Origin of the sequence: Agromyces ramosus, from assembly GCF_030817175.1 — a bacterium.
Lineage (GTDB): Bacteria > Actinomycetota > Actinomycetes > Actinomycetales > Microbacteriaceae > Agromyces > Agromyces ramosus_A.
Genome location: NZ_JAUSYY010000001.1, coordinates 2,236,174 through 2,249,581 on the forward strand (window position 1 = coordinate 2,236,174; position 13,408 = coordinate 2,249,581).

Annotated in this window: 14 protein-coding genes and 1 pseudogene; 10 read left to right on the forward strand and 5 right to left on the reverse strand. The window is 68.3% G+C overall.

Features of this window, described 5'->3' with window-relative positions; genetic code table 11:
• Positions 1–3 precede the first annotated feature (3 nt).
• Complete coding sequence (locus QFZ26_RS10470; RefSeq protein ID WP_307041835.1) at positions 4–888, reverse strand: SDR family oxidoreductase; 885 nt, start codon at positions 886–888, stop codon at positions 4–6.
• Positions 889–1,157: 269 nt separating this feature from the next.
• Between QFZ26_RS10470 and QFZ26_RS10475 the strand changes: the two genes are divergently transcribed.
• Together QFZ26_RS10475 and QFZ26_RS10480 are read left to right on the forward strand one after the other, a co-directional pair.
• Positions 1,158–1,322 (forward strand): hypothetical protein, encoded by a 165-nt coding sequence (locus QFZ26_RS10475; protein WP_307041837.1) that lies wholly within the window; start codon positions 1,158–1,160, stop codon positions 1,320–1,322.
• Between the two features lie 142 nt (positions 1,323–1,464).
• A complete protein-coding gene (locus QFZ26_RS10480; RefSeq protein ID WP_307041838.1) occupies positions 1,465–1,857 on the forward strand; it encodes a DUF7882 family protein in 393 nt (130 codons plus the stop codon).
• Between the two features lie 31 nt (positions 1,858–1,888).
• On the opposite strand, the gene QFZ26_RS10485 is transcribed toward QFZ26_RS10480, so the two are convergent.
• Positions 1,889–2,383 carry an SRPBCC family protein gene (locus tag QFZ26_RS10485; RefSeq protein ID WP_307041839.1) on the reverse strand — a complete coding sequence of 165 codons (495 nt, stop codon included), beginning with the start codon at positions 2,381–2,383 and terminating at the stop codon, positions 1,889–1,891.
• 176 nt (positions 2,384–2,559) lie between these two features.
• On the opposite strand from QFZ26_RS10485, the gene QFZ26_RS10490 reads away from it, so the two are divergent.
• A complete protein-coding gene (locus QFZ26_RS10490) occupies positions 2,560–2,748 on the forward strand; it encodes a hypothetical protein (RefSeq protein ID WP_307041841.1) in 189 nt (62 codons plus the stop codon).
• A gap of 14 nt (positions 2,749–2,762) precedes the next feature.
• Here QFZ26_RS10490 and QFZ26_RS10495 read toward each other — a convergent pair whose 3' ends face one another.
• Complete coding sequence (locus tag QFZ26_RS10495; RefSeq protein WP_307041843.1) at positions 2,763–3,086, reverse strand: DUF7882 family protein; 324 nt, start codon at positions 3,084–3,086, stop codon at positions 2,763–2,765.
• A gap of 105 nt (positions 3,087–3,191) precedes the next feature.
• Here QFZ26_RS10495 and QFZ26_RS10500 point away from each other — a divergent pair, with 105 nt between their 5' ends.
• From QFZ26_RS10500 to QFZ26_RS18880, 4 genes and pseudogenes are all read left to right on the forward strand, one after another.
• The gene (locus QFZ26_RS10500; RefSeq protein WP_307041845.1) at positions 3,192–4,367 is read left to right on the forward strand and encodes an alcohol dehydrogenase catalytic domain-containing protein; all 1,176 of its coding nucleotides are present in this window, start codon (positions 3,192–3,194) and stop codon (positions 4,365–4,367) included.
• 128 nt (positions 4,368–4,495) lie between these two features.
• Positions 4,496–5,884: an extracellular solute-binding protein gene (locus QFZ26_RS10505; RefSeq protein WP_307041847.1), complete on the forward strand. Its 1,389-nt coding sequence runs from the start codon at positions 4,496–4,498 to the stop codon at positions 5,882–5,884.
• Complete coding sequence (locus QFZ26_RS10510; RefSeq protein WP_307041849.1) at positions 5,881–6,858, forward strand: carbohydrate ABC transporter permease; 978 nt, start codon at positions 5,881–5,883, stop codon at positions 6,856–6,858. The genes QFZ26_RS10505 and QFZ26_RS10510 overlap by 4 nt, the downstream gene beginning before the upstream one ends.
• Positions 6,855–7,819 (forward strand): annotated as a pseudogene (locus QFZ26_RS18880) (carbohydrate ABC transporter permease). Before QFZ26_RS10510 ends, QFZ26_RS18880 begins: the two are co-directional and overlap by 4 nt.
• Before the next feature lie 4 nt (positions 7,820–7,823).
• Here QFZ26_RS18880 and QFZ26_RS10525 read toward each other — a convergent pair.
• Positions 7,824–8,099: a hypothetical protein gene (locus QFZ26_RS10525; protein WP_307041853.1), complete on the reverse strand. Its 276-nt coding sequence runs from the start codon at positions 8,097–8,099 to the stop codon at positions 7,824–7,826.
• Between the two features lie 110 nt (positions 8,100–8,209).
• On the reverse strand, positions 8,210–8,914 hold the full coding sequence (locus tag QFZ26_RS10530; RefSeq protein WP_307041855.1) for a DUF6766 family protein: 705 nt from the start codon (positions 8,912–8,914) through the stop codon (positions 8,210–8,212).
• Positions 8,915–9,068: 154 nt separating this feature from the next.
• Between QFZ26_RS10530 and QFZ26_RS10535 the strand changes: the two genes are divergently transcribed.
• From QFZ26_RS10535 to QFZ26_RS10545, 3 genes are all read left to right on the forward strand, one after another.
• Positions 9,069–10,076 (forward strand): LacI family DNA-binding transcriptional regulator, encoded by a 1,008-nt coding sequence (locus QFZ26_RS10535; RefSeq protein ID WP_307041858.1) that lies wholly within the window; start codon positions 9,069–9,071, stop codon positions 10,074–10,076.
• Positions 10,077–10,278: 202 nt separating this feature from the next.
• The gene (locus tag QFZ26_RS10540; RefSeq protein WP_307045039.1) at positions 10,279–11,958 is read left to right on the forward strand and encodes a glycoside hydrolase family 13 protein; all 1,680 of its coding nucleotides are present in this window, start codon (positions 10,279–10,281) and stop codon (positions 11,956–11,958) included.
• Between the two features lie 82 nt (positions 11,959–12,040).
• Positions 12,041–13,399, forward strand: coding sequence for an ABC transporter substrate-binding protein (locus QFZ26_RS10545; RefSeq protein ID WP_307041860.1), 1,359 nt, complete (start codon positions 12,041–12,043; stop codon positions 13,397–13,399).
• The last annotated feature ends 9 nt before the right edge of the window (positions 13,400–13,408 follow it).

Here is a 13,408-nt window from a genome sequence, read left to right on the forward strand (position 1 = left end):
TCCTTACAGGGCGCGGCCGCCGGTGACCGGCAGCACCGCGCCAGACACGTACGACGCGTCGTCGGACGCGAGGTACACGTAGGCGCCCGCGAGCTCGGCGGGCTGTCCCGCCCGGCCGAGCGGGGTGTTGCGACCGAACTCGGGCAGCTTGTCGGGCCAGCCCGTAGCCGGGATGAGCGGCGTCCAGATCGGACCTGGAGCGACCGCATTGACCCGGATGCCCCGTGGCCCGAGCTCTTCGGCGAGCGCCTTGGTGAACGCGACGAGCGCGGCCTTCGTCATCGCGTAGTCGACGAGTGTCGACGACGGGTCGAATCCCTGGATCGACGTCGTCGTGATGATGCTGGAGCCCGCCTCCATCAGGGGCACCGCTGCGCGCGCGAGGAAGACCGGCGCGAAGAGGTTCACTCGCATCACGGCCTCGAAGTCGTCGGTCGGGATCTCGTCGATGCCGCTGCGGTTGCGCTGGTGCGCCGCGTTCAGCACGAGCAGGTCGACGCCGCCGAAGGCCTGGTCGGTGTGCTCCACGAGTTCCTTGCAGTGCGCCTCGTCGCGCAGGTCGCCCGGCAGCAGCAGCGGATCGGCTCCGGCATCCCGGATCCAGTGCGCCGTCTCGTCGGCGTCGGCCTGCTCGCTCGGCAGGAAGGCGATCGCGACCTGCGCGCCCTCGCGCGCGAAGGCGATCGCGACGGCACGGCCGATGCCGGAGTCGCCGCCCGTGATGAGTGCCCTGCGTCCCTCGAGGCGTCGGCTCCCGCGATAGCTCTGCTCGCCGTGGTCGGGCAGTGGCGACATCCGTTCGGTGAGACCCGGCGGTTGCTGTTCTTGTCGAGGGAACGGGTCGGTGGTGTGCTTGGTTGTCGGATCGATCAACTGATCGTTGGTCATGACGCCTCCTCGGATCGCGAGCCACGGTACGCGGGGCCCGGCGGCCATGGCAGGGGTTGACAGGGGCCTCCGGATGCCTCTCGATCGGCGCGGATTCGCGGTTCGGCGGGTAGCACGCGCCGAGAACGGCGGTCAACCCCTAGCCGCGCGGCTCAGCGCGGCCGTAACGTCGATGTCACGAGGCGCACCACGCCTCCAGGTTCGGCCGAACGGCCGGAACCGTCTATCCGCCTCACACTCACGAGCGCGGAACATGTGAAGGAGAGATCATGAACATCCTCGTCGCCATCATCGCCATCGCCGCCGTTGTGCTGCTCATCACGGGTGGAGTCGTGCCCACGTTGAACTTCCTGCTGTGGGTGGGGCTCGCACTGGCGATCATCGCGGTCATCGTGTTCCTCGTTCGTTACCTCGGCGGGAACCGAACCGTCTGATCAGCGAAGCAGCGGAACGGGCGGCCTTCGGGCCGCCCGTTCCGTATGTCCAGCCTGCTGCGGGGACCGACTGATCGGATGCCGGGTCGCCGTTCGTCCTCGGAATGGGCCACCTCGACCGACACGCCGTATGCTGAGTGGCGTGGGAACCCTGTATTACGGCGATTCCGGCACCCCGATCGGCATCGAGGACCGAGCGCTCGCGCACCTGAAGATCGCCATCACAACGAAACTGCGCCGAGGAGAGAGCTTCACGCTCTCGTGGCGCCACGCCGAAGACCAGCCCCGCGGGCGCAGCACGCTCTGGCTGCACGCATCGATCCCCCTTCGTTTCGTCTTCGACGAGCCCGAGGCCCCCGAGCTCAGCCGGCAGTGGATCGAAGACCTCATGAGGTCGGCGAACAGCACGGGCGGAATCCAGCTCATTCCCGAGCAGCTCGACACCGACCCGATCCCGACGCTCCCCGAGCAGCCGGTACAGGTCGGCGTCGATGTGCAAGAGGTCGACGCCGCGAAGAACGCGCAGACCGCCTAGGCGGCCTGCGCTCGACTTCGCTGAACGCTGCTTAGATCCGCAGGTCGGGGTCGGTGCCGGACGTGGTTTCGCCGCCGTGGATCTCACCGCGCCATGCGCCGCTCGAGCGTTCGCGGTCCTCGATGAAGTCCTTGAATCGCGCCAGGTCCTTCTTCACCTGCATGTCGTCGAGCTGCAGCGCGGCACCAGCCTGCTCGACGAATCCCTCGGGCTCCCATTCGATCTCGAGGTCGATGCGCGTGGAGTCGGGACTCAGCGGCGTGAAGCGGACGCGGCCGTGGTGGACGACCTCGCCGATGCTGCGCCATGCCACGTGGTCGTCGGGCACCTGGTCGCCGATCTCGGCGTCGAACTCGCGCTTGACTCCGGCGATCGAGACGGTCCAGTGCGTCAACGTGTCGCCGATCTGCTCAACCGAGTCGACGCCGCCGAGGAACTCGGGGAACGACTCGAACTGGGTCCACTGGTTGTAGGCGACACGGACGGGCACATCCACATCGGTCGACGCGGTCACTGTCGTGCTCATGATGGTCTCCTCCTGTCCGGGGCAGCCGATCGGGGCCCCGTCAGCCACGGTAGGCAGCATGGTCACCGTGCCGCGAGGGGCTTGTCTCCCCGGGTGACGGCTGCTAGACGGGAGGTGGGGATGACGAGGGTAAGGAGTCGGCCATGAGTGCCAACGAGGAACGAGCCAGCGACACCATGAGCGTCGAGCGCTGGTGGCCGCATCTGTCGATCGCGTCGAAGCACCGGTTGCTCGCCGATCTCGACGGACCGATCGACGACGACACCGCGGCGGAGATCGAGGCGGTGCATGGCACCGCGCCGCCGGAGCGCCTCACCCGGGCCGCGCGGGACTTCATCCGCACGCAGATCGAGGCGGTCGACTGAGTCGCGCGGCGGGGCTACTCGGCCTCGAACGGCTCGGTCTGCTCGGGCTCGGGCATGAAGTGGAGCCCGGCGGTGCTGTTGGCCGCGAGCAGCATCTGCTCGACCCAGAGGCGGTTGAGCGCGGGCGGTCGGTTGCCGCTGAACACGAACTGCAGGGGGATCGACTCGTGCAACCAGATGGTCGTGCGTCCGCTGCCGTTCTCGACGCCGTGCTCCCACGTCATGGCGAAGCTCTCGGACCGGCGCAGCTTGTTGAGGATCGCGACTCGCAGGTGGGCAAGCGTGCGATCGTCGATCTCGATCTCACGCGATGACGAGTTGTAGATGAACTTGCCCATGTCGGCACTCTAGTCGGCAGGACGCCGCTCGCGCATGGCGTGTTCCACGCGTCCGGGGGTGTCAAGCCCCTGCCTGCGGGAGGGCCGCGCGAGTAGGAACAGACCATGAGAGCAGTCACCTGGCACTCGGCGCGTTCCGTCGCCGTCGACGACGTCCCTGACCCCGTCCTGATCGAACCCACCGACGCCCTGATCAGGGTCACCGCGACCGCGATCTGCGGCTCGGACCTCCATCTCTACGACGTGTTCGGCCCGTTCATGCACCGCGGCGACATCCTCGGCCATGAGGCGATGGGAGTGGTGGAATCAGTCGGCTCCGCCGTGCGGAAGGTCGCGGTCGACGACCGGGTCATCGTTCCCTTCGTCATCGCCTGCGGCACCTGCTACATGTGTGCGAGGGGGCTGAGCACGCAATGCGAGCTCACCCAGAACACCGAGCACCGCACGGGAGCGGCCCTCTACGGCTACACCGAGTTGTACGGCCGGGTCCCGGGCGGGCAGGCGGAGTACCTGCGGGTGCGACTCGCCGACGCCAATGCGCTCGTCGTCGGCCGTGACCTGCCGGACGAGCGCTACCTCTTCCTCACCGACGTGCTGCCGACGGCCTGGCAGGCCGTGCGCTACGCGAACGTCAGCCCGGGAGGCACCATGGCGGTGATCGGCCTCGGCCCGGTCGGGCAGATGGTCGTCCGCGTCGCCCGCCACGAGGGCGTGGCCGTGTTCGCGGTCGACCCCGTCGTCGAGCGCCGCCTCATGGCCGAGCGGTACGGGGCGACCACGTTCGATCTGGACGACGGTGTCGCCGAGTTGATCCGCGATGCCACGAACGGACGCGGCGCCGACGCGGCGATCGACGCCGTCGGGCTCGAGGCCCACGGCAATCCGGGCACCGCGTTCGCGCAGAACGCCGTCGGTGCGCTGCCGAGCGGACTCGCCAAGCAGGTCATGACGCGTGCCGGCGTCGACCGTCTCGCCGCCCTGCACCTCGCCGTCGAGGTCGTGCGCCGTGGTGGCACCGTGTCGGTCGTCGGCGTCTACGCCGGCAACCTCGACCCGATGCCGATGATGACGATCTTCGACAAGCAACTCGCGATGCGGTTCGGCCAGGCGAACGTGCAGCACTGGCTCCCCGACCTCCTGCCGCTCGCCGAGGCGCCCGGCGACCCGCTCGGGCTCGAGGACCTCGCCACGCACCGCGTGCCGCTCGCCCGTGCACCGGAGATGTACGAGCTGTTCAAGCAGAAGTCGGCCGGCTGCATCAAGGTCGTACTCAAGCCGTGAACCGGCGCGTCGGGCCGACTCGCCGGGAGAAGCGCTTCTGTCAAGCCCTATCTGGTGGTGCGTCGAGCGACTTACCGTGACCGTGTCATCCGGTCACGAGCCGGGTCGATCGAGATGGAGGTTCGACCATGTACCGACTCCGATGGGGCATCACCTGCGCGGGTGCCGCAGTCGTCGCGATCGCGCTCGGCGGGTGCGCCGTGGGCACCGGCGGCGGCGGAGCGGCCGACGATGCCGAGTACGATTCCGGAGCCGAGCTCGGCGGTGAGCTGTCGGTCATGGGCTTCTCGGGCGTCGATGAGGTGGCCACGTCGCGCGTCGAGTTCGCGGAGGCCGAGCTCGGCGATGTCGAGGTCGAGCTCATCGAGGGCGACCTCGACATCCAGCAGTTCCTCTCAGCCGTGGCATCCGGTGAGCCGCCGGAGCTGCTCTATGCCGATCGCGACCAGATCGGATCGCTCGCCGCTCGCGGCGCGATCATCCCGCTCGAACGTTGCATCGAGGGCGAGGAGATCGACATGGACCAGTTCCGGGAGTCGGCCGTCGAGCAGGTGACGCTCGACGGCCAGGTCTACGGCATCCCGGAGTTCAACCAGGTGCAGGTCACGATGGCCAACGCCGACCTCCTCGCCGCCGCCGGCGTGTCGATCGAGGACGTCAACGGTTCCGACCGCGAGGCCATGACCCAGGCCAACCTCGCACTCACGAAGAGCGATGGGGGCTCGCTCTCGGTCATCGGCGTCGATTCCAAGCTGCCGGAGTTCCTCCCGCTGTGGGTGGCTGCGGCGGGCGGATCCATCCTGTCCGAAGACGGACGCACGGCGGCGCTCGATTCCCAGGAGGCCATCGACGCACTCACCTGGGCGGTCGGCATCTACGACGACCAGGGCGGCTTCAGCGCGGTGAAGGCGTTCCGCGACTCCGCCGACTTCTTCGGCGAGGGCAACCAGTTCGCCACGAGCACGCTCGGGGCCATGCCGATGGAGCAGTGGTACATCAATGTGCTCAACGAGGTCTCGCCCGACGCCCCGATGGCGTTCGACACCGTGCGCACCACGGAGGGCGAGCCGATCGCCTTCGCCGGCGGTTCGGCGTGGGCGATCCCGTCGGGGACCGAGAACTCCGAGGCCGCGTGCCGGTGGGCGAGGGCGATGACCTCGGTCGAGGCCTGGCAGGCCGCCGCCGACGCCCGGCTGGCCGTCCGCGAGGAGGAGGGGAAGCCCTTCACCGGCATCCTCACCGGCAACTCCGTCGCCGATGAGGAGATCCGCGGCATGGTGACCTCTGGCGGTGAACCCTGGGACTCCGGCATCGAGGCGATGTACGAGGCCAACGACAACACGGTCTCGCTTCCCGCGAACCCCGCCGACGCCGAGTTCGAGCAGGCGATGCAGGATGCCGTGAACAGCGTGCTGAACGGGGAGGCGACGCCCGAGGAGGCGCTCGCCGAGGCCCAGGAGACCGCCCAGCAGGCCCTCGACGAGGGCTGGGAGAAGCTCGAGAGCCGCGAGGAATGACGAGCACCGCCGTCCGTGCGGGCGGTGGAGCGCAGCATGAGCGCTTCATCGCCCCGCAGGAGCGGGAACGGAACCGAAAGCGAGCCAGCCGGCGCAACCTGGGCTCCGCGCTCCTCTTCCTCAGTCCATGGATCGTCGGCTTCGTGGTGTTCACGGCATGGCCGATGATCTACAGCGCCTACCTCTCGCTCACCGACTACGACGTGATCAACGATCCCGAGTTCGTCGGCTTCGCGAACTACGCCGAGATGGCGTCCGACCCGAAGGTGCTCCTCGCGCTCGGCAACACGGCGTTCTTCACGTTCGTCCAGGTGCCGCTCTACGTCATCGTGTCGCTCGTCCTGGCGCTCCTGCTCGATCGGGCGGGGCGCGCCTCCGGGTTCTTCCGCACCGTCTTCTTCCTGCCGAAGATGACGCCACCGGTCGCCGTGGGCGTGCTCTTCCTCCTCCTCTTCAACGGGCAGAACGGACTCATCAACATGGTGCTCGGCTGGTTCGGCATCGACGGCCCCTCGTGGACGACCGACCCCGCGTGGGTGAAGCCGGGACTCATCATCATGTCGTTGTGGACGGTCGGGGCATCCGTCATCATCCTCCTCGCGGCACTGCGCAACGTGCCAGAGACGCTCTACGAGTCGGCGAAGCTCGACGGCGCCGGCTTCTGGCGCACCGCCGTCAGCGTGACGCTGCCGATGATCAGCCCCGCGCTGTTCTTCATCATCATCGTGAACACCATCGCGGGCCTGCAGACCTTCGACGAGGCGTACACCGCGTTCTTCGGCGCCGGGAACACGACGTACAGCAACGACGCCGCATTGTTCTACGTCATCTACCTGTTCCAGCAGGCGTTCGAGTTCCTGCACATGGGTTACGCCTCGGCACTGGCATGGGGGCTCTTCCTCGTGATCATGGTCGTCACCGCGATTCAGCTGGTCGTGTCGCGCCGGCTCGTCTACTACGAGGGGGAACGATGACCGACCTCGACGTCGACCTGCCGGCCGGAGGAGTGGCTGCGCCCACCCCCAGGCGAGATGCGGCACTGCCCGCGGCGGTGACGGCGGTGCCGTCGACGAACATCGACGACCTGCGCAAGGGACGCCGACGCCCGGCGAAGGCGACGCGCGTGTTCGCCTGGATCGCGCTCGCGCTGCTCGGCGTCGTCTTCATCTACCCCTTCATCTGGCTCGTGAGCGCGTCGTTCAAGCCACGGAGCGAGGTGTTCGACAACCGGCTCATTCCCGAGACGTTCACCTTCGACAACTATGTCGAGGTCTGGCAGGAGGCGCCGCTCGCACTGTGGCTCCTGAACACCGTCATCGTCACGGTGCTCGCCGCCGTCACCGTGACGCTCTCGAGCGCCATGGTCGCGTGGGGGTTCGCGTACTTCCGGTTCCGCGGCCGGAGCGCATTGTTCGCCCTCGTGCTCGCCACCATGATGCTGCCCCGGGCGCGGTGACGATGATCCCGGTCTTCCTGATCTGGAACGGGCTCGGCCAGGTGGGAACGCTCACACCCCTCTGGGCCGGCAACCTCTTCGGAAGCGCGTTCTACATCTTCCTGCTCCGCCAGTTCTTCATGACCCTCCCGCGCGACCTGTTCGAGGCCGCGCGGGTCGACGGGGCGAGCCAGTGGGGGGTCTTCTGGCGCATCGCGCTGCCGCTCTGCAAGCCCGCGCTCGCCGTGACCCTCGTGTTCGAGGTGCAGGCGGTGTGGACCGACCTGATGCGCGCCCTGATCTACCTGCGCGACTCCGACACGTTCACCGTGCCGAGGGGGCTCAAATCGCTCGTCGACGCGTTCGGCTTCGGCGGCGAGTGGCACTGGGAGATCATCGTCACGGCGAGCGTCATCACGACGATTCCGATGATCATCGTGTTCTTCCTCGCCCAGCGTCAGATCATCGACGGCGTCGCGTCGACGGGCTTGAAGGGCTGACCGGTCAGTCCACGTGGCCGTCCGGGTCGAGCGGATCGTTCCGCGGCGGCCCCGGCTTGTGCTGGTCGAGCGGATCCTCACCGCGTCGGATCGCGGCATCCTGATCGCTCAGTGCCGTTCCCTCACCGCTCTGCGGTGGCAGGTCGCGCATGCGCCGCTGCTGTTCGGCTCGGCGCAGGTCCTCGATCTCGGAGCTCGGGTCGGCGCCGGCATCGGCGCCATCGGGTTGGTCGTCGGGATTCGTCAGGGTCTCGGGGCTTCGCCCGAGCGGGTGGCCCATGATGTGTTCCTTTCGTGCAGTACGGAATGCCTGGGCATCCGTTTCCCCCAAGCTAGGCCGGTCGGGAGGCGGCGGCGAGGGGATTGACGCGTGCGGCAGAAGTGCTCAACTCAGGCGCCGGTCTCGTGGTGCGGTGTGGCCACGGGCTTGGATTCGGGTGAGCCGCGCTGCCTGAGGTAGACGGATGCCCCGACGATCGCCGCGACCGCGAGGAACTCGCTCTGCCAGTTCTGCATCGACTCGAACCAGAACTGCGAGGTGCCGAGGAACTCGATCGTGCTGACCGCCGGCAGCCCGTGCTCGAGCTGCTCCTCGGAGTACGCCTCGGCTCCGCCGACCGCGTGGAACCAGAACGAGAGCCCGAACAGCACGAAGAAGAAGATGGCGAGCGAGTTCTCGTAGAGCACGAGCACGAGGCCGCCCCGACGCACCGGCCATGGGGTGTCGGGCCCGACCTCCGCGTGGCGGGGATCGTCGTCCTGCTCGGTGTGCTTGCCGATCGGCTTCGACTCCGACGAGCCCTTCTGGAACAAGAAGACGGTGAGTACGACGTACGCGCCCATCTGGAGGAACTCCGACTCCCAGTTCTCGAAGGTCGCCTCGATGAAGTGCCCCGACGAGAGGTAGTCGCCGAACGGGATGGGAGCGGTGGCGTGCGAGGACTGTTCCTCGTTGTAGACCAGGAACCCGCTCACCGCCATGCCGGCCAGGCAGAGGAGGAAGATCGCCATGCAGACGAGGAAGAGCGCATGCTCATGAAGCCAACGCCCGAAGGCCGTTCGCGTTTCGGTGCGGTCTTCGTCGGTCTTGGTCATCTCGCCTCCGGCTCAGTCGTTGTCGATGCAGGGCCGCCTGCTGATCTCGATATTCGACCGCGTCGTCGGGCGCAGGCAAGCCCTTGACACCGGGCCTCGAGGCGGTGTCCGTCCGCTGTCGAGTTCTTGCACCCAGTCCCGTAGCATTGCGGGCATGTCGAGGAGACTGGCGGATGTCGCGCGCAAGGTCGGTGTCAGCGAGGCGACCGTCAGTCGCGTGCTGAACGGCAAGCCCGGGGTGTCGGCGTCGACGCGCGACGCGGTGCTCACGGCGCTCGACGTGCTGGGGTACGAGCGGCCCACCAAGCTGCGGGGCGAACGGGCGCGGCTCGTGGGCCTCGTGATGCCCGAGCTGCAGAATCCGATCTTCCCTGCCCTCGCCGAGGCGATCGGCGGCGGGCTCGCCCAGAACGGCTATACGCCGGTGCTGTGCATCCAGACGGCGGGCGGCATCTCCGAGGCCGACTACGTCGAGCTGCTCCTGCACCAGCAGGTGTCGGGAGTGATCTTCGCCGGCGGCGCCTACGCGCAGGCCGACGTGAACCACGATCACTACGCCCGGCTGGTCGAGCTGAAACTGCCGACCGTGCTCGTGAACGCACCGATCGACGACCTCGGCTTCGCCACCGTGTCGTGCGACGACGCGGCTTCGGTCGAGCAGGCCTTCGGTCACCTCGTGCAGCTCGGTCATGAGCGCATCGGCATTCTCCTGGGGCCGAGCGACCACATGCCGTCGCGCCGCAAGCACGAGGCGGCCCTGCGAATGGCGGAGCGCCACGGCCTCGAGCTCGGCGACGACCGGGTCGTGCACTCGCTGTACTCGCTCGAGTCGGGCCAGACGGCGGCGACCAAGCTCCTCGCGGCGGGCGTCACGGGCATCGTCTGCGCGAGCGACCCGATGGCGCTCGGCGCCATCCGCGCCGTTCGCCGGGCCGGGCTCCGCGTGCCCGACGACGTGTCGGTCATCGGGTACGACGACTCGGCCCTGATGAATTGCACGGAACCACCGCTCACGACGGTGCGCCAGCCGATCGAGTCGATGGGCAAGATGATCATCGAGTTGCTGATGCGCCAGATGTCGAGTGAGCGCACGATCGGCGACGAGGTGTTCTTCGCTCCCGAGCTCGTGGTGCGGGCCTCGACGTCGCCCGTCCGACGCTGAGCACGACGACGACCGATCCGCCGCAGTTGCATGAAATCTGCCAATCGCTGTCGCAAATTACTGCAAGCGAGCGCAAGTGACTGCTGGATTGTTGGATAGTTGCGTCATTCTGTTGCTCTCATTACGTTGAGGGTCATGACGCCGCGGTCTCCACCCGACGCGGCGCGCCGCCCGTCGACACGAGGAGAAACGCAGCGTGACCATGCCACTCGCGGACCCAGCAACGGTGCCCCCGGCCCTCGTCGGTGATCCGCTCTGGTGGCGCAGCGCCGTCATCTACCAGGTGTACGTGCGCAGCTTCGCCGACTCCGACGGAGACGGCACCGGCGACCTCCGCGGGGTGCGCAGCCGTCTCGGCTACCTCAAGGAGCTCGGCGTCGACGCGCTCTGGTTCAACCCGTGGTACCCGTCCCCGCTCGCCGATGGCGGCTACGACGTCAGCGACTACCGCGACATCCACCCGAGCTTCGGCACGCTCGAAGACGCCGAACTGCTCATCAGCGAGGCGCTCGAGCTCGGCATCCGCACGATCATCGACATCGTCCCGAACCACGTCTCGAGCGAGCACGCCTGGTTCCGGGCAGCGCTCGCGGCGGGCCCGGGCTCACCCGAGCGCGAGCGCTTCTGGTTCCACCCGGGCAAGGGGCCGAACGGCGACGAGATGCCCACCGGCTGGGTCTCGAACTTCCAGGGCGACACGTGGACCCGTACCACGAACCCCGACGGCACGCCGGGGGAGTGGTACCTCCACCTCTTCACCCCCGAGCAGCCCGACCTGAACTGGAACCACCCCGACGTGCGCCGTGAGCACGAGGAGATCCTGCGCTTCTGGTTCGATCGAGGCGTCGCCGGCGTGCGCATCGACTCGGCGGGCCTGCTCATCAAGGATCCGGCCCTGCCAGAGGTGCCCGAGGTCGTCGAACCGGGCGGCCACCCCACCGAAGACCGCGACGAGGTGCACGAGGTGTACCGGGCATGGCGAGGCATCGCCGACTCCTACGCGGGAACCCGCGTGCTCGTCGGCGAGGTCTGGGTTCCGGATGCCGCCCGCTTCGCGGCGTACCTCCGCCCCGACGAGATGCACACGGCGTTCAACTTCGACTTCATGGCACGGCCGTGGGATGCCGCAGAGCTCCGTGCCTCGATCGACCTGATGCTCGCGGCACACGCACCCGTGGGCGCCCCGAGCACCTGGGTGCTCTCGAACCACGACGTCACCCGCCCGGTGACGCGCTACGGCCGCGAGGACTCCTCGTTCGCATTCGTGCGCAAGCGCTTCGGCACGCCGACCGACCTCGAGCTCGGCACTCGCCGGGCGCGCGCCGCGGCGCTGCTCACGGCGGCGCTGCCCGGCTCGCTCTACCTCTATCAGGGCGACGAACTCGGCCTCCCCGAGGCCGAGCTGCCGCGCGAGGTTCTTGAGGATCCGATGCATTTCCGCTCGGGCGGGGTCGACCCGGGCCGTGACGGATGCCGCGTGCCGCTGCCGTGGCGCGGAACGCGCGAGCCGTTCGGGTTCAGCCCCGACGGACCAGGTCCTGATGGCGACGCCGCAGCACCCTGGCTGCCGCAGCCCGCCGAGTGGGCGGCGCTCACCGTGCAGGCGCAGCAGGCCGACCCGGGTTCGATGCTCTGGCTCTACCGGCAGGCGCTGCGCATCCGCAAGCGCGAGGCGGCGCTCGGCGACGGGTCGCTCACCTGGCTCGAGAGCGAGCCGGACGCGCTCGTGTTCCAGCGCGGCGACGACATCGTGAACGTCACGAACCTCGGCGATCGCCCGATCGCACTGCCCGATCACGAGAGCATCCTGCTCTCGAGCACCCCGCTCGTCGGCGGGCTGCTCCCTCCCGACTCCACGGCCTGGCTCCACCGATCCGCCTGACCGTCGAGGCCGCGGGCTCGCCCGCTGCACGCACCCTCACCACCCTCACCACACCTGAACACAGCACCGAAAGGACTGGACAATGAAGTCACCAAGAACAGTCGCGATCGCCGGCCTCGCCGCGGTCGCGATGGTGGGCGCTCTCGCCGCCTGCAGCTCGGGCGGCAGCGACAGCGGCAAGACGGAGCTTCGCGTCGCGACGTTCCCGCCCGGCGCCGACGCCGCCGCCTACGAGGCGTTCGAAGAGCAGGAGGCGCAGTTCGAGGAGGCCAACCCCGACATCGACGTCATCGGCGTCGAGTACGAGTGGGAAGGCCCGACGTTCGCCGTGCAGCTCGCCGGCGGCAGCCTCCCCGACGTCTTCACCGTGCCCTTCACCGACTCCAAGACCCTGCTCGAGAACGGCCAGCTCATGGACGTCACCGACGAGGTGAAGGAGCTCGGCTATGCCGACAAGTTCAACCCCGTGATCCTCGAGGGCGTGACCGACTCCGACGGCCGCATCTTCGGCTTCCCGCGCCAGGCGTACGCCATGGGCCTGCACTACAACCGCACGCTCTTCGAGCAGGCCGGTCTCGACCCCGACAACCCGCCCGCGACGTGGGACGAGGTGCGCGAGGCCGCGAAGACGATCTCCGAGCAGACCGGCAAGGCGGGCTTCATGGAGATGACGCAGAGCAACACCGGCGGCTGGCAGCTCACGGCGGCCACGGTCGCCCGCGGCGGCTCGATCCAGGAGGACCACGGCGACGGCACGTACACGTCGACGATCGCGAACGACGCCACGAAGGCGGCGCTCGAGTTCCTCCAGGCCCTGCGCTGGGAGGACAACTCGCTCGGGTCCAACTTCCTGCTGGACTGGGGCACGATCAACCAGGAGTTCGCGGCCGGCAACATCGGCATGTACTCCTCGGGCTCCGACGTGTACACGGCTCTCGTGCGTGACTTCTCGCTGAACCCCGACGACTACGGCCTCACCGTCGTGCCCGTCGAGAATGGCGGCGGCACGCTCGGCGGCGGTGACATCGCGGTCGTGAGCCCCACGGTCGACGAGACCACGAAGGCCGCGGCGGTCACCTGGATCGACTGGTACTACATGCAGAAGCTCCTGAACGAGGATGCCGCCGTCAAGGACGCCGAGACCCTCGCCGCGAGCGACCAGGCCGTCGGCACTCCGCTCCTTCCGGTGCTGAACCGTGAGACGTACGAGGAATCGCTGACCTGGATCGAGCCGTACATCAACGTGCCGCGCGACCAGATGACGCCGTTCATCGACGGCGTCTGGGACCAGACTCCCGTGGGCGAGCCGAAGGGCAAGACGCAGGAGATCTACGCCCTGCTCGACGTCGTCGTGCAGGCCGTGCTCACCGACCAGAACGCCGACATCGACGCGCTCCTCGCGCAGGCCGACGCCGACGCGCAGGCCCTGCTCGACGAGTAAGGCCCGTCA